This window comes from Bradyrhizobium sp. STM 3566, assembly GCF_045571445.1.
Lineage (GTDB): Bacteria > Pseudomonadota > Alphaproteobacteria > Rhizobiales > Xanthobacteraceae > Bradyrhizobium > Bradyrhizobium vignae.
The window spans coordinates 6,559,539-6,574,744 of the sequence record NZ_CP120692.1; the positions used below are offsets into that span (position 1 = coordinate 6,559,539).

14 protein-coding genes and 3 pseudogenes are annotated in these 15,206 nt (G+C 58.2%); 6 read left to right on the plus strand and 11 right to left on the minus strand.

Annotated features, from left to right (window positions below; all coding sequences use genetic code 11):
- Positions 1-408 precede the first annotated feature (408 nt).
- Both P6U27_RS31235 and P6U27_RS31240 read left to right on the plus strand, forming a co-directional pair.
- Complete coding sequence (locus tag P6U27_RS31235) at positions 409-2,088, plus strand: MFS transporter (protein ID WP_407193181.1); 1,680 nt, start codon at positions 409-411, stop codon at positions 2,086-2,088.
- Positions 2,089-2,260: 172 nt separating this feature from the next.
- A pseudogene (locus P6U27_RS31240) lies at positions 2,261-3,466 on the plus strand (diaminopropionate ammonia-lyase).
- 855 nt (positions 3,467-4,321) lie between these two features.
- On the opposite strand, the gene P6U27_RS31245 reads toward P6U27_RS31240, so the two are convergent.
- From P6U27_RS31245 to P6U27_RS31285, 9 genes and pseudogenes are all read right to left on the minus strand, one after another.
- The gene (locus tag P6U27_RS31245) at positions 4,322-4,693 is read right to left on the minus strand and encodes a DUF6527 family protein (RefSeq protein ID WP_407193182.1); all 372 of its coding nucleotides are present in this window, start codon (positions 4,691-4,693) and stop codon (positions 4,322-4,324) included.
- Positions 4,690-6,099 (minus strand): ThiF family adenylyltransferase, encoded by a 1,410-nt coding sequence (locus P6U27_RS31250; RefSeq protein WP_407193183.1) that lies wholly within the window; start codon positions 6,097-6,099, stop codon positions 4,690-4,692. Before P6U27_RS31250 ends, P6U27_RS31245 begins: the two co-directional genes overlap by 4 nt.
- Positions 6,096-6,512 (minus strand): E2/UBC family protein, encoded by a 417-nt coding sequence (locus P6U27_RS31255; protein WP_407193184.1) that lies wholly within the window; start codon positions 6,510-6,512, stop codon positions 6,096-6,098. The genes P6U27_RS31250 and P6U27_RS31255 overlap by 4 nt, the downstream gene beginning before the upstream one ends.
- Positions 6,509-6,769 (minus strand): multiubiquitin domain-containing protein, encoded by a 261-nt coding sequence (locus P6U27_RS31260; protein ID WP_407193185.1) that lies wholly within the window; start codon positions 6,767-6,769, stop codon positions 6,509-6,511. The genes P6U27_RS31255 and P6U27_RS31260 overlap by 4 nt, the downstream gene beginning before the upstream one ends.
- Before the next feature lie 1,261 nt (positions 6,770-8,030).
- On the minus strand, positions 8,031-8,318 hold the full coding sequence (locus P6U27_RS31265) for a condensation domain-containing protein (RefSeq protein WP_407193186.1): 288 nt from the start codon (positions 8,316-8,318) through the stop codon (positions 8,031-8,033).
- The gene (locus P6U27_RS31270) at positions 8,231-8,737 is read right to left on the minus strand and encodes a phosphopantetheine-binding protein (protein WP_407194511.1); all 507 of its coding nucleotides are present in this window, start codon (positions 8,735-8,737) and stop codon (positions 8,231-8,233) included. The genes P6U27_RS31265 and P6U27_RS31270 overlap by 88 nt, the downstream gene beginning before the upstream one ends.
- Positions 8,661-9,171, minus strand: a pseudogene (locus P6U27_RS31275) (condensation domain-containing protein). Before P6U27_RS31275 ends, P6U27_RS31270 begins: the two are co-directional and overlap by 77 nt.
- Positions 9,110-9,397 (minus strand): condensation domain-containing protein, encoded by a 288-nt coding sequence (locus P6U27_RS31280; RefSeq protein ID WP_407193187.1) that lies wholly within the window; start codon positions 9,395-9,397, stop codon positions 9,110-9,112. The pseudogene P6U27_RS31275 and the gene P6U27_RS31280 overlap by 62 nt, the downstream one beginning before the upstream one ends.
- Entirely contained in the window at positions 9,315-9,662 is a 348-nt protein-coding gene (locus P6U27_RS31285) for a hypothetical protein (RefSeq protein ID WP_407194512.1), read from the minus strand. The genes P6U27_RS31280 and P6U27_RS31285 overlap by 83 nt, the downstream gene beginning before the upstream one ends.
- On the opposite strand from P6U27_RS31285, the gene P6U27_RS31290 reads away from it, so the two are divergent.
- From P6U27_RS31290 to P6U27_RS31300, 3 genes are all read left to right on the plus strand, one after another.
- A complete protein-coding gene (locus tag P6U27_RS31290) occupies positions 9,570-9,908 on the plus strand; it encodes a hypothetical protein (protein ID WP_407194551.1) in 339 nt (112 codons plus the stop codon). The two genes, P6U27_RS31285 and P6U27_RS31290, sit on opposite strands and share 93 nt — an antisense overlap.
- 205 nt (positions 9,909-10,113) lie before the next feature.
- Positions 10,114-11,652 (plus strand): IS21 family transposase, encoded by a 1,539-nt coding sequence (gene istA / locus P6U27_RS31295; RefSeq protein WP_407193188.1) that lies wholly within the window; start codon positions 10,114-10,116, stop codon positions 11,650-11,652.
- Between the two features lie 14 nt (positions 11,653-11,666).
- Positions 11,667-12,374, plus strand: coding sequence for an ATP-binding protein (locus tag P6U27_RS31300; RefSeq protein ID WP_407193189.1), 708 nt, complete (start codon positions 11,667-11,669; stop codon positions 12,372-12,374).
- A 51-nt stretch (positions 12,375-12,425) separates the two neighbouring features.
- Here P6U27_RS31300 and P6U27_RS31305 read toward each other — a convergent pair whose 3' ends face one another.
- Positions 12,426-12,620 (minus strand): hypothetical protein, encoded by a 195-nt coding sequence (locus P6U27_RS31305; protein ID WP_407193190.1) that lies wholly within the window; start codon positions 12,618-12,620, stop codon positions 12,426-12,428.
- An 898-nt stretch (positions 12,621-13,518) separates the two neighbouring features.
- On the opposite strand from P6U27_RS31305, the gene P6U27_RS31310 reads away from it, so the two are divergent.
- Positions 13,519-13,791 (plus strand): AMP-binding protein, encoded by a 273-nt coding sequence (locus P6U27_RS31310; protein ID WP_407193191.1) that lies wholly within the window; start codon positions 13,519-13,521, stop codon positions 13,789-13,791.
- A gap of 540 nt (positions 13,792-14,331) precedes the next feature.
- Here P6U27_RS31310 and P6U27_RS31315 read toward each other — a convergent pair.
- Positions 14,332-15,091, minus strand: a pseudogene (locus P6U27_RS31315) (IS5 family transposase).
- Positions 15,092-15,206: the final 115 nt, after the last annotated feature.

A 15,206-nucleotide genomic window follows, 5' to 3' on the forward strand; every position in this document is an offset into this window, starting at 1 on the left:
ATGAAATATTCAAACCACTTTAGAGTATGGCCTCACCTATATGCGTTCATCGCTGCTGACCTTTGGTCAGATCTAAGAAGATCGGCTCCGCTTCAGTGGCGCGCCAAGGCGCCGCGCCTCGCTCGGCGGCGCCTGTCACGAAGAAATCAACTTTTGGAGTCAATACAAGGCGCCGAAAGGATAAGACCTCTGGCTGAGTTGAGTGGCACCTGGCCTTCGGCGGCATCTCGCAGGGAGTGACTACGGTTTACTCGTCAGGATCGGGATAGTCGAGGCGGAACCCTTGGCGTGAAGCTGACTATTTTGAGGTTTCTCTTACATCTAAGCAGCGCAAGTCGAATGACGCCTCCCGTTTGCCACTACCGTCTTCTCATTTGTCGAGCCATCCGGGGTAAGGCAGCAAGCTAGATGACTCGTCTCAAGCCTCGCACAATTAGCACTGAAGGTATAACAGCGCCCTTCCGCCATATCACCTTTCGGCGTATCTGGCTTGCGAGTCTCCTTACGAACCTGGGCGCCCTGATCCGGAGCGTCGGCGCAGCGTGGGCGATGACTCAGATGACAACGTCGGCGGACAAAGTTGCGCTTGTGCAGACAGCGTTTTTGTTACCGGTTATGCTGATTTCGATGCCCGCAGGAGCAATTGCGGATATGTATGACCGGCGGATCGTGATGCTTGTCGCGCTCAGCATGTCGCTAGTTGGTGCGACCGCGCTGACGGCACTTACCTGGCTAGGGATGGTCACGCCAGACTCGTTGCTGGTCCTGTGTTTTGTAATCGGCAGCGGTGTGGCTCTGATGGACCCTGCCTGGCAATCCTCAGTTAGCGAGCAAGTGCCGGCGGAAGCACTCCCAGCTGCGGTCGCGCTGAACAGTATTAGCTACAACATCGCGCGCAGCGTGGGGCCGGCGATCGGCGGGATGGTGGTTGCGGCAGCCGGCGCAGTCGCTTCGTTTGCCCTAAATGCATTGCTATATCTGCCACTGCTTGTTGCGCTGTTCTTGTGGAAGCGAATCTCCGAACCGTCATATCTTCCGCCCGAAAAACTAAACCGCGCCATCGTTTCGGGGATCCGCTACATCGCCAACTCGCCATCGATCAAAATCGTCCTGATTCGTTCCGTGATCACCGGCGTGATCGGAGGTGCCATCATCGCGCTAATGCCGCTGGTCGCCCGTGATCTCATTGGAGGCGGTGCTCAGACCTATGGAATAACTCTCAGCGCGTTCGGTCTTGGCGCGGTGGTTGGAGCGCTATACGTACCCGAGGTACGGAAGCGCCTGAGCGGTGAAGCAGCAATTCGTGCCTGTGCACTGTCCATGAGTGGGGCGCTTCTGGCAGTGGCGTTGAGCCACGAGCTGGTTCTAACATCGGCCGCTCTCGTCCTTGCGGGGGCCGTGTGGATGATCTCCTGGGCCCTCTTCAACATTGGCGTGCAGCTATCGGCGCCGCGCTGGGTCGCGGGGCGCTCGCTCGCAGCCTACCAAGCAGCAAGCTCGGGAGGCATTGCTGTCGGTAGCTGGGGCTGGGGTCATTTGACCGATGCCGCCGGTGTCGACACAGCGCTTTTGATATCAGCAGTGCTGATGTTAATTTCTCCACTATTGGGGCTTTGGCTCCGTATGCCTCGCATAAACCCGCAAAGCGGGGATGCTGAAGCGCTCGCGCATCCTGAGGTTCGGCTAGCGCTCACGCATCGCAGTGGACCGGTTGTGATTGAAATCGAATACCGCGTGGCACAAGAGAATGCGCGGGCCTTTCATAACGTCATGCAAGATGTGCAGCTGTTCCGGAAGCGGAATGGTGCGTATGGCTGGTCGATTGCTCGCGATATCGCTGATCCTGAACTGTGGACAGAACGCTACCATTGCCCCACGTGGCTTGATTATCTGCGTCAACGCAATCGCTCGACGCATTCAGAACGCGCGCTAGATCGTCAAGCTGCGTCCTTTCACGTGGGTCCGGAGCCCGTGCGTATCCGGCGCATGCTAGAACGTCCGTTTGGCTCCGTTCGGTGGAAGGACGATGTACCTGACTATACCGCCAACGAGGCCTTGCTCGGTGACTATAACCAGAATCGAACGTAGTAATTGTCACTGATAGCCCAGCTTGATGTCGCAGATGGAGCATCGCGCAGGCTCTCCGACAGCAGAAACCGGAGCGATCCACTCATGCATAAGTGGCCGCAGAATGCATGGATGTTATTGTCGTAAATGAGGTTTCTGATAAGCGTCAGCAGAGACGCAAGAGAGTCGAACCATGTTGCTTCTCAACCGGCACACCGATTACCGCGCGCCACTGGAAGCTTCGGATGCCAAGATGCTCAGTGTCGAAGGAGCGCGCGGAGTAGAGCGCTTCCTTGCGCATCGAGACGATTACAAGGCAACGCCGCTCGTCTCGCTGCTGGGCCTTGCTCGTGAGATCGGCGTTGCCTCGATCCACCTGAAGGACGAAGGCCATCGGCTTGGGCTTGGTAGCTTCAAAGGTTTGGGTGGTTCCTGTGCCGTGATCCGCCTTGTGCTGGAGGAAGCAGGTCGGAGGCTCGGCCGGGTCCTTCGACCGAGCTCCAATTGCCCGAAGTAATTGCCGTAGCGCGGGGGACGACGGTATCGTGCGCCACCGATGGCAATCACGGCAGATCAGTCGCGCATGGTGCCCAGCTGGTTGGCGCGAATTGCGTCATATTCGTTCACTCGGGCGTCAGCGACGAGCGGATCGCGGCTATCGTTCGCTTTGGCGCGCGGACGATCCGCGTCAGCGGCAACTATGATGACTCCGTCGCCGAAGCGTCCCGAGTTGCCGCAGATAAGGGGTGGATCATAGTATCTGACACGTCCTGGCCGGGCTACGAGCGTATCCCGGGCATAGTGATGCAGGGATACACCGCTCTCGTGAGCGAAGCGCTGCGTCAGTTATCCGAGCCTCCGACCCACGTATTCGTTCAAGCCGGCGTGGGTGGGGTCGCTGCTGATTCTGGGTTCTGGCTGGCGACAACAGGCCATTCTTCACCGTTGTCGAGCCTTCGCGCGCAGCGTGCCTGTTTGAAAGCGCTCAAGCTGGCCATCCCGTCAAGGCGGAGCATGGGGCGCCAACAGTGATGGCGATGCTTGAGTGCTACGATCCGTCCCTCGTCGCATGGCGCATCCTTTCGCGCGCTGCCGATGCCTTCATGACGGTCGACGACGAAGACGCCATCAGCGTCATGAAGCTAAACCCTGTCGATGGCGATCCCGCTGTCGTTGCTGGGGAAAGTGGCGGCGCAGGTCTGGCAGGACTGCTGAAAGTTGCCTCCAACCAGACATCGCGGTCAATGACCGGCCTTGGACAGAATGCACGGTCTTCCTGATCAACACCGAGGGCGCGACTGATCCTCGTCTCTATGAAGAACTCGTCGGTGTAAAGCCGGCGCAAGTGACCGGGAGAAATATTGTACCGACTCGGGACGAGAAGACGCCGGTGTCGTGAGCCTACGGGACGCCTTCAGGCCCGCACCGGTTTCATCGCGATAGAGGCGGCCTGCTCTTTCGTCTCGAATTGGCCGCGCGCAGGCTCCTCCTTTTGACCTGTCGAAGGTCAGATGTCGGCCGGGAGAAGATATCCTCGCCAACCACGATGCAGGGCATTATTCCCGCAAGAGGGGCGTGTTCCTCGGACCACCTTGCCCAGCCTCTTGGCAACAGGCGCGCTCGGCGTTCCGATTCTGCATGTAGACGAGGCCGTGCCGGATGGTCGAAAAGTTTACAGTCGAACTAAGTGACCAGATATTGCCATCGATTCTCGGTAGATGTCGCTGTGAAACGCCAGGGCCCGGCGGGATCACTCTTCGGGCCTCCTCGTAGCCGAATATGTTTCAACGGCTTACGTCATTTGTGTGCCCCCGTCGCCTAAACCCCAGCCGCCTGAATTCGGCGGCTCTTGAGACTAATCGGAGACTGCCGGTCATCCGCTTAACGGAGCTGTCGTTACATAATTTAAAAGCTAACACCCAAACCCGCTTCTTCGAGCAGCTTCGTGATCACCATTGGCAAGCGCAGGACACCCTTCTTCGTCATGCACGGAGAAGTCGGCCGCATTAAGACGAAAGGCCACTGTCCTGCACCAGCGTGCGAACGACACGCCGCTCTCGCGATGATAGATGGCACTGATGCGATAGAGACCGCGCTCCGACAGCTCCACGGCCCTGCACGATACAAAGTACAAGCAGGAGCGTCTCATCCATCGCCAACCTTCTGCCAAAGACCAGTCACCTCACCACTTAACAAGGCAGCCGTGCTCAAGATCACCGACGCCCTGCTGATTGTGCAAACATCGCAAATGATGTCAGACATACCGCGAGACTACCTGACGAGGTGCTCCGACATCTCGGCACCAATCGATAACACCTTTGCGAATGAAAAAGTGGGCTTGGCAGCTTCCCGTCTGCCAGATCGAAGGGGCGACTGTCGGCCTATTCAGCCAATCTATCGATATTGTCCAGCGCCGAGCTCCTGCCAACTGGATCTGAATATGCTCGCCGCATCGAGGGCACTTCAGGTGAAGCCATTTCTGGTAACCTCCCCGCACTTCCCGAAAAATAAAGCCGTCGCTGAACTCATCCGGTGGCTCCGGCACATCTTTCACCAGGAAATCGGGACGACGAAGAAGCCCGATATCAATCATAAATTGAACCCAGGAGAGTGGCAGTCGCATCATGAGGCAGTATCCAGAAACGGATCCATATCACCTCTACCATCGTAGCGGCGCCGATCGCATAGCTTGCAGCCTGGCCGTGATTTGCCAGAAGGCAAGAGATCGGCTTCTTTTACTTCATCGAATCTTCGCACGCGCTCAGATGCCGCACCGTTCGCTCCCCTAAAGACATTCAACCGTTGGAACAGCTCATTGACGGCCATCGTTGCGACTTCAGTGGTAAACGTTACGACAACGGGACTTGGATCAGCCGCATCTGCGACATAACCCGCCCGCCTTCTTTGCTCGTAAACTGCAGGATCTTTTCGCCGAAGACCCTCGCCAAGCATGATGTCAGATTTAATCAATCCCCTGCACACCTGGCAGGGGCTGCCTGGCTGGACGACAGTGACTCGTCCGTCAAACGCATCGTAGCCCCCGTCGCTACGGGGGTCGATGAGCAGCCCGAGATCGATGATCGGTATGAAATAGAAATGCGCCAACCGGTTGAGCACATTCCGGCCCAAGTGATCGTCGGTACAGCCAAAAACGACGTCGCATGACTTGAGGGCGTCCCGCGCCTCGATGTCCTCGACGTGGTGCGGAATACGCGCAACTGAAATCGGAAGACCGATAGCAGCGATTGCTTCGCCTAGTACATCGACTTTCAATCTGCGAAGGTTTGCGTCGGTCCGCGTCGAGTAATGTAGCCGGTTCAGGTTTGTTTCGTCGATGAAATCGGTATCAAAAAGTGCCAAGTGCCTCACACCGATTCTTGCGAGAAGAGCGGCAACGGCAGAGCCCGTCCCTCCGCACCCGACGACACCAATGCGCAGTCGCGACAAGTCCAAGGTGGACTGCTGGCCGAACGCCCTGACCTGGCGGTCGAATGCCGGGCGCGCAGTTTCAGTGTTGACTTCTGGGTATGTGAACCGCCAACGACATCCCATCACCCGGATCATGTCGACAGGGCGAGGTTTGAGGTTCGGACCGTAGGCACGTCCGGCCAAACGCCCATCAGGCGTCATGATAAGCGAGAGATGCGGTCGATCACTCTCCAGCCGGTTAAACGCGATCTCAAACGTTTCTTTGTCCGCGATATCGTCCGCACTCGAGAAGCGAAGGTACCCGGCGGGATGTGAATGGATGACTGCAACCGCAAAGTTCTGCGGTTCAGCACGCTTCACCGCCTGGTAAAAAGGTGCCGTTGACCAGGTAAGGCCGACCGGAGAGCGTTTGATGAACGCGCTCTCGGGCACCTCAATAATCTCGCGTGCAACAATCCGCTCCTCTTCCTCACTCGTCCAAGCGTCGCGAGAACGGGAGCGCCCACACAGAAGAAGTGCAGCATACTCGCTCTCGTCGCGAAATATACTTTGCTGCAAGAGCGCACGCTGCTCTTCAAGAATTGTGAATGTTACGCGGGTCATACCTTAAGGGCGTCCCGAACGTGCTGTAGGTAGGTTTCCAAGCCATCGATATCCGGCCGCCATTGGTCCTGTGCTAGATGACGCGACCAAAACTGCCATTTCGCACCAAAAAGCTCTTGATCGATAGCCGTGTTCTGCGGGCCGCTGCCGTCCTGTCTTTTCAGGTAGGGTCGAGTATAGAAGCTGTCGAGCTTAGTCGTCGCGTACTGCGGCGGGATCAGTATCATGAGGTCACACGTCGCACAGCTCACAAGGCGGTCGCCCTCGCCAGTAAAAAGATTACCGGAAAATTGAAAGCCGGGGAAGATAATGCCATTGCGAACTGTACCGGCCGGCGGTGTCTCGCTCTTCAGTTCATATGCAATCGCTCTTCGCCGAAGAAACTCCACATCATCTTCGGGGAGAAATGTCATTGGCCTGGCGAAGTAGTAGGTTTGCGGGTTGTGAACCGTTTGATTCCATTCGGGTCTGCATGCTCACTAAGATCGACTTCTTGCGTATCTCCGATTTCTGGATCTTCCCCGCCGCCGGGCACGCTCATATTCACGACCCAGTCTGCGGGTGAACCAGCGAGCGTCTTGATCTCCGCGCCATTTATGAACTGCTTCGGCCAATCATGCTCTTTCTTGTTTACGATGAGCTTCTCGTTGCTCTTTTTGTCCTCTGCCATAAATTGCTTCCTTATCATCAACAGCTAACAGGAGACTAATGCTCAGGTGAAATTAGTTGCAGCATACACCCGCGCTAGTTGTGAAGGCTGTGCACTCCTTCAAAAAGCCCATGCGCTGACCAGACTCCATATCCCATAGACTACGGCAGAGGGGGCGCCGGTTTTCAGCGTTTGAGGCGAGATTCGCGATGAACAAGAGCACGATATCTCGTTTTCGAGCCGCCAGAAATCGCAATCGCCCGCACGCAATTTATCAATTGGTCGGGATGATGCTCGATCAACTCGAGGACCCCCCTCAATTCCCGGCTGAATGCGCTGGTCCACCTCGCCTGAGCTCAGCGAACTGGCGCAAGATGACGAACAGCGCGATCATTCCAGCGCTCAGCTCAGCGATGGCTTGGCTGGCCAAAACCCCACTAAAGCCTGATATGAGAGGAAATAGAAGTACCGCCGGTATGAAGAGATACCCTGCCTAGCGAAAGAGACCACCGCGCTAAGGCGCCCCCCAGCGACTGAAGCATTGTCGTCACGAAACTCTCAACACCGTAATATCCAAAAAACAGGTGAAAGACGATGCAGCTTAAGGATTGATATCCGACCTCGAACCAGAAGAGGTGGATCGCCGCTGCTTGATGCATGTGTTCGCCGATGCAAAGCGGACAAGGATCTGTGTCTAGAAAACGGCGTGGGAAATGACGCTGCAAACCCGCGCGATAATTCACCCCAATTCTGGGAAGTGGCAGGCGATCGAGCCGGCACCGCAAGGCTGTATCTCGGTTTAGGAATTTCAGGGCCGAAAGCCTATTCCCCCACGCGGCAGCGCATTGCGCTGCCGGTATATTAGACAAGCGCGGTCGGAACGCGCCTCTCTTCCGGTGACCTTCAATGGAAGCGGAACGAGCTCGCTGATAAGGCCAATGATCTGAGATGGATCGAAATCGTCAAACAGCCGACCTCGTGTCGAGGTCAGGCTATCAATCCAGAGCGAATAGTTGCCGAACAGGGCTCCACACGCACCGGGCATGGCAGCAAGAAACACATCAAAGTCCTGACAATGCGCTGATCTGGCTCCAATACTAAGGAGACCCGCTGTCGCTTCCCCGTCGATCTCAAGATGGTACTTGGCCCGATCTACCCGCGAACGGCCGTTCGCATCCTCCCGACGATCTCCGAGACTTGCATCGTGAAGCTCTCTCGCGCTTCCTTCGGCAACACTCGTGCCGCTCGATGACGCGTCGCTGACGCGCAGATTGAATTGACCTCAGTCAATATCCTCGCAGTACTTGAGTTCGTCTGGTGCTTCGCTGTCCGCGTAATGCTCGATGCGCTTCAACCAGGAAGAGAGCCTTTGTACGGTCTCAGGGCCATTCAAATCATGGCCTGCAGCAAGAGCGTTGTATGCGCCCTCCCATGTTTCCAAGAATAACCGATAGCCCATCCCATCAGCTATGAAATGATGCATCAGCACCAGCAGATAGTAATCGCCCCTTTCCGAAGTACGGAAGGCCGCGACCTGAACAAGAGGCGTGTGACCGTCAAACCGGAACATGTGTTGTTCGCGGAAACGACGTTGTGGGGCGCCGCCTCCGTTTCCCCGGCCGCCAACTCCCTGATGGTCGGCGTTCGATAAAGTTGGTTGACGGTGAGATTCAGCCCGGCTTTGCACGCCAGCGTGACGCAACGCACGCTCAGAAGAGACTCGCCGCCGATATCAAAGAAACTGCTGTCGATTCCCACCCCCTTGACCCCTAATAGATCCTCCCAGATCCGAGCAAGAACTCGCTCGTTCCTGGTGCGGGGCTCAGCAGATTGACTGGTTTCTATCCCGCGGTAAGGAACGGAGGATAGGCGAGTACGGTCTATCTTTCCGCTCGTCGTCAGGGGAACACTGTCAACCAACCTGAAAAAAGCCAATGATGTCGGCGCTGCCTGGTTGATCCCGTACAGCGTGTGGCATGCCGACGACACCGACGACAATATCGTCCTGACCGCTATACATTCGTAGCAGCAGCTGGAAGCACGCCAGTAGTGTTGTCGACGTGGTGCGGCTATTTTGTCGCGCGAATTCTCTTACCCGACTGGAGAGATCGCTGCCAAGCAGCACCGGATGCGAGGCGCCGCGGTATGAATGTGCGCGCTCTTCCAAGCGAAAGCACCGGCGGATCATCACCAATCTGGCGACGCCAATAGTAACGTTGGTTCTCCAGCGCCTCTGAAGAAATGTGTTGTTTTTCCCACGCAGCATAGCCCGAGAGTGACACACGGTTCTCTGGCCAAGGCGCCGCGGCATCTAAATATCTCTGCTGAAGATCTCTGAGCAGAACAGAAATCGACCAGGCATCAAGGACAATTTCGTGAGCGGTGATCAAATATAAGATGATTGATAGGACCAAACCGGACAACGCGCGCGCGAAACAAGCGGCCTTGTGCGAAATCGAAATTGTCTTTCAGCACCGTTCGCCGAAGCTGTGCGATGAGCTCGTCCGCCTCGGAGGAGGTGAGATGAGATGCTTCGATCAATTCAAGATTGGTGCATGGCGGAGCATCAAAGCATTGAACCGGACCGTTCTCGTCGATAAAGCGGGCCGAAAGTGCCTGGTGAGAATGAATGACTTCGGAATTGGTCATTCACCCCTATATTATCGATACGCAAAATGCCGGACCAGATTTGACGTAGCCGGACTTCGAGATCTGATTGCGGCTCCTCGAAGGCCGTTGACAATACCGGCCGAACACTCCCCGGGTCAGGCAATGCTGAAAAGTCGACCTCTCCATTCCTGGTCAGTGGAATACCGCTGACGTGGATGATTCTTTCCGGAAGCATGTAGCTGGGGAGCGCCTCGGCAAGAAACTTCTGAAGGTCGCTTTCCTCCAGCTCAGCTGGAGCCGTCACATACGCAACCAGCCGCCGCTCGGCTTGCGCCTCCGCCCCAGCTATATCTCGCGCCGTAAGCTTTACACCTGCGCAGACAGAGGCGACTGCGACGGCGCCATGCACCAAGGGATGAGCGGACAAACGAGCTTCGATTTCTCCCAGCTCGATTCTGTGCCCGCGAATTTTGACCTGACGATCCCGTCGCCCGAGACATTCCAAAAGGCCCTCGGAACGGAGGCGCCCAAGATCACCTGTCCGATATAGGCGCCAAAAGGACAGGTCGTCCGAGTGCATAATCCGATGCAAGCTGGCCACTGATTCCGGCGCAATCCGGCCACCGATTCCGACGGAAGTCGGCCACCCATTCCGATCGAAGCCGGCCGCCCTGTTGAGACCGGCCTGACGCTCTCGAAGACGGCGATCGAATCGCGGACCAGCCCTCCTTTGCGGTCAAGCAAGGGGAGGTCTGATGCCCGCCGAGAGAGCGCCGATGCGGAAGGTTCGAGAAGTCTTGAGACTGCGGCACGCCCTTGGCGTGAGCGAACGGCAGATTGCGGTCACCGTCGGCATCAGCCGATCAACGGTTGGTGAGTATCTGCGGCGGGCTGCCGTGATCGGCATCACCTGGCCGGTGCCGGAAGGGATGGACGACGGCGAGCTCGAGCGCCGGCTGTTCACGCCGCCGACGTTCGATGAGAAACCGGCGCGGCCGTTGCCCGACTGGACGGCGGTGCACCGGGAGCTGAAGCGGCGCGGTGTGACGCTGCTCCTGCTGTGGGAGGAATATCGCGCCGAGCACGCCGACGGCTATGGCTACAGCCGGTTCTGCGATCTCTACCGGAAATGGAGCGAGACGATCTCGCCGACCATGCGGCAGGTGCACGGGCCCGGAGAGAAGCTGTTCGTCGACTTCGCGGGCGACACCGTGCCGGTGTTCGATGCCGCGACCGGGGTACAGCGGCTGGCCCATGTCTTCGTCGCGGTGCTGGGAGCATCCAACTACACCTTTGCCGAGGCGCGCTGGTCGGAAGGGCTGGCCGACTGGATCGGGTTACATGTCAATGCCCTGCGCATGATCGGCGGTGTGCCGAAGGCGATCGTCTGCGACAATCTGAAGGCCGGCGTCACCGCCACCTGCCGCTATGAACCGGGCATCAATCGCACCTACCAGGAACTGGCCGAGCATTACGGCACTGCGATCCTGCCAGCGCGTCCGAGGAAGCCACGCGACAAGGCGAAGGTGGAAGTGGCGGTGCAAATTGTCCAGCGGTTCGTGCTGGCGCGGCTGCGCAACCGGCGCTTCTTCTCGCTTGACGAGCTCAACGCGGCCATCCGCGAGGCGGTTGCCGACCTCAACGCCAAGATCATGCGCAAGCTCGACGTGAGCCGCAACGAGTTGTTCGCACAGATCGACGAGACGGCGCTCAAAGCCTTACCGCCGCCGTATCAGTACGCCGAATGGAAGAAGTGCCGCGTCGCGCCCGACTATCACGTCGAGATCGCCGGTCACTACTACTCGGTGCCCTCACGCCTGATCCGCGAGGAGCTTGAGGCGCGCATCACCGACCGGACGATCGAGATCCTGCACAAGGGCTTCCGGGTCGCCAGCCACGCCCGCTCTGACGTGCCCCATCGCCACACCACGATCTCGGAGCACATGCCAAGTGCGCATCGGCGCTATGCCGAATGGACGCCAGCACGGATCAAACGAGAAGCCGCCAAGATCGGCCCCGCCACGATCGCTCTCCTCGAGGCGATCATGAAAGCCAAGCCACATCCCGAGCAGGGCTTCCGGGCTTGTCTCGGCATTCTGCGGCTCGCGCGCAGCTACGGCTCGGCCCGCATCGAGGCCGCCTGCCGGCGCGGTAACGACATCGGCGCGACCTCCTACGGCTCGATCAAGTCGATCCTGCAGCACGGGCTCGATCGCGCTTACGCAAACGAGAGGCCGCCGGACGACCCACCGATCCGCCACGGCAATATCCGCGGCACCGATTACTACCACTGAAGAAAGGAGAGACGATGTTGACACATCCAACCCACAACCGCCTCGTCGCACTCGGGCTTAACGGCATGGCGAAGGCCCTCGACGAACAGCAGCGACAGCCCGACATCGCCACGCTGGCCTTCGAGGAGCGCCTCGCACTGCTGGTCGACCGTGAGGCGACCGAACGCGAGAACAAGCGACTGATCGCTCGGTTGCGGTTCGCCAGCCTCCGGCAGAACGCCGTCGTCGAGGATATCGACATGAAGGCGCCGCGCGGGCTCGACAAGCCGCTGTTCCAAAAGCTCGTCGCCGGCGAATGGATCGACCGGCATCAGAACCTGCTCATCATTGGCCCAACCGGCGTCGGCAAGAGCTGGATCGCTTGCGCCTTGGGCCACAAGGCCTGCCGGGACAACCGCTCCGTGCTCTATCAACGGCTGCCGCGGCTGTTCGACGCGGACTGGGGACTTGCCCCGATGACTGCCGAGCAGCAACGCGACCTCTTGGAGATGATGGAGGATCGCCATGTCAGACGCTTGACGACGAGCCCGCCAACTGACCTGATGACGACGTCGTCGCGAGAGCCCGCCTCGGTAGGCGGCCGGGATCATCGGAATCCCTGGCCGGCTTCAATCGGTACAGGCGGCCGGCTTCGCTCGGAATCCACGGCCGACTTCGTCGGAATGCGCAGTCCGAGAATGGATTTGGCCCAAACGCATCCTTGGTGCGGACCTGGTCATTGACGTAGCCGGCAGCAACACCAACACCGCTAACACAGATTTCGCCCACTTCTCCTACAGTGCAGGCCGTGGTCCGTCCGCTACATAAACCTCAACGTTTTGAATTGGCCTGCCGATCGGCACATACGCCTCAGCCAGCGCAGGCGGCACGGAAACAAGATGATGCGTCACACCTTCGACGCACTCGGTCGGCCCGTAATGATTGAGAATGCAAACGCGGGGATACAAGACAAGCCACGCACGCGCCAATCCGGCGTTAGAGGTTCTCCGACCGTAGAAATAATCCGCAAGCCGTCCACGGCTCGCTCTGCCGCGGCAAGCGATTGCAGATACTCAACAAACACTGGCTATCGATGCGTTGTGGTGCCGGCTCAAGTGCCGGGAAATCGGACAATTACGATAATCGCAAGCCATGACACAGCCTGTGGGCGCGTTGATTGCGGGTGCCATGCAGAGATGGCGGGTCCTCTACAAGACCAGGTAGGTGCCAAAGTGGACGCGCCGTCCTAGCCTCCGCCTGTTCCTCTGCCGATCACCGAGCCAGAAGCGAACACCGAGAAGCTCAGACGGAAAAAGCCTTATGACGTGCGGAATCAGGGTGGCTGCGCATGCACACCTCGATGACGAGCTCCGGCGCTCCGATTTTGGCACCGAAGAAGGCGACGAATGGCGGGGCGCGTGCCTACGCAAAATCAATTAGCCAAGAAGCAGTCCTTGGAACGTCAACCGGTTGATGCGATCACGGCGATCAATCGGTTTGCCGGTTCGGATCCGGAGAGAGTTGCGCTGAGGCACGGCGAGACGAACTCACATATGAAGCGCTACGATCAAGATCAGATGCCCTCGCAAGGACTTTGCGAGAGCAGGGTGCTCGCGGCGCGGTTGTCGGCTACTGGGGGGGAAGGGACCTCGACTGGGCGACGGCGGTCATCGCATAGATCAACATACCTACCGCTCGATCCATCGCTGCCGGCTTCCCGAACATCATTCATGATCGAGCAGAGCCGCTGCGCTTTATTGATAGGCCGAGACCTTCCGGATTCGCTCAGCCCATTCCAGGGGAGCAGCAAGACAGCTCCGCAATTCGTAGCTATAGAGGCGGCACTGGGCCGGATGCAGACCCCCGTCCGTTATACCATCGCCTAACGTGGATGGACTTGCCTGTATTCTGTTTACGTCTGGTTCGACGGGCCATCCTAAGGGCACAATGATCGAGCGCGCCGGCCTAAACAATCATTTGGCGGCAAAGATCGATGCTCTAAGTCTCACTCGGACGGATTGCGTCGCGCAAACGGCATCGCACTGCTTCGATATCTCGCTTTGGCAGCTTCTTGCCGGGCTTTGCGTCGGAGCCTCTACATTGATCATCGATGATGGGACACTGAGATCGCCGTCATCGCTGCTTCAAGCAATTCAATGATGCGGCGCTACGGTCGTCCAATTCGTACCGTCGATGCTGGCGTCTGGCCACCCCGGCGATACAGCTTGTACGGACGAAAGGCTTCTTACCCTAACCACCGCCAGACCAATGTTGTTCAAGCCCGTCGTCGCATCAAGGACCCGGCGGCGCTCAACATTCCAACGAGTATATCGAAGCTCGCAGCAGCAGTCCCAAGTGCGGCCTTGAGGTCATCCAAGTGCCGGCACCGGCAAATAAAGCGCCCGATTACCTCGTCACCTACATCCAAACAGCTCAGCTTATTTGGCCATTATTTGACCGAGATTTATTCATGACTGTATTCGGGCCCCTCAGTTCAACGATGCGGGACTGCATGAGCAGCATTATCCATGACACAAACCTTAGCCTGCTGATGCTGCGAGCGGCGAGCACTTGTTCGGCTTGTGAGTCCTGCTCACGTAGTTCCGAGCGGCATTGTGTGCCCCCGGGCCAGTACTCTGGTACTAGCTAGCTAGACTGTGTACCATAAACCCGGCGGCGTGATGCGACTAGGGTCCGGACTCAATTGCTCCACCAAGTAACGGCGGCGACCAAGAGGATGGCCGAGAGGAAGTTGTCGGCTCGCTTGTCGTAGCGGGTCGCAATCCGCCTGAAGTCCTTGAGGCGGCAAAACATGCGTTCGATGAGATTGCGTCCTTTGTAGGCCTTCACGTCGTACCGGTGCGGATGCTTGCGAGTTGGGTTGGGCGGAATGACTGCCTTTGTTCCGCGCTCGGCCAACCACTCACGCAGGCTATTGGCGTCATAGGCCCTGTCAGCAAGCAATCGTCGAGCAGGTGAGACGGCAGGCAGCAGATCGCGCGCCGCCGTGAGGTCATGGCAGTTGCCAGGCGTGATCACGAAGGCGATCGGACGTCCATAATCCTCGGTCAGCGCGTGGATTTTGATGGTGCGTCCGCCTCGCGAGCGGCCGACCGCCTGCTGGAAGTCCCCCCTTTTGCGCCCGCCGCCGAGCGGTGGGCTTTGATGTGGGTCGCGTCGATGGACATTGTCCCGACCCGGCCGGTTGAGCCAGTCAAGGCGTAGAAAATATTGCCCCACACGCCTTGGCGGCTCCAGCGATTGAAGCGGTTATAGATGGTCGTGTAGGGGCCGTAATCTGCCGGGCAGTCTCGCCAGCATGCGCCCGATCGCAGCATGTGGAGGATCCCGCTGATCACGCGTCGGTCACCACGCGATGGGCGCCGCGCCGCCCACGTGGCAACAGCGGTTCAATCCGTTTCCACTCCGCCTCACTCAGCCAATATAGCTTTTGCCCCATTAAGCCCCCCTTCGACTCGGAGGTATTGAATCACAACTCCGCCTCAGCGGGAATCCCTATTGAGTACAGACCCTAAAGCAATGTCTGCCTTCTCTATAGCGACCGGCCTCGGGCG

Excerpts from the sequence above, each read along its gene's own strand:
- P6U27_RS31260 (WP_407193185.1), bottom strand. The coding sequence starts at position 6,769 with ATGGCAGAGGACAAAAAGAGCAACGAGAAGCTCATCGTAAACAAGAAA.
- P6U27_RS31235 (WP_407193181.1), top strand. The coding sequence starts at position 409 with ATGACTCGTCTCAAGCCTCGCACAATTAGCACTGAAGGTATAACAGCG.
- istA (WP_407193188.1), top strand. The coding sequence starts at position 10,114 with ATGCCCGCCGAGAGAGCGCCGATGCGGAAGGTTCGAGAAGTCTTGAGA.
- P6U27_RS31265 (WP_407193186.1), bottom strand. The coding sequence starts at position 8,318 with ATGTTCCGGTTTGACGGTCACACGCCTCTTGTTCAGGTCGCGGCCTTC.
- P6U27_RS31280 (WP_407193187.1), bottom strand. The coding sequence starts at position 9,397 with ATGACCAATTCCGAAGTCATTCATTCTCACCAGGCACTTTCGGCCCGC.
- P6U27_RS31300 (WP_407193189.1), top strand. The coding sequence starts at position 11,667 with ATGTTGACACATCCAACCCACAACCGCCTCGTCGCACTCGGGCTTAAC.
- P6U27_RS31255 (WP_407193184.1), bottom strand. The coding sequence starts at position 6,512 with ATGACATTTCTCCCCGAAGATGATGTGGAGTTTCTTCGGCGAAGAGCG.
- P6U27_RS31245 (WP_407193182.1), bottom strand. The coding sequence starts at position 4,693 with ATGATGCGACTGCCACTCTCCTGGGTTCAATTTATGATTGATATCGGG.
- P6U27_RS31250 (WP_407193183.1), bottom strand. The coding sequence starts at position 6,099 with ATGACCCGCGTAACATTCACAATTCTTGAAGAGCAGCGTGCGCTCTTG.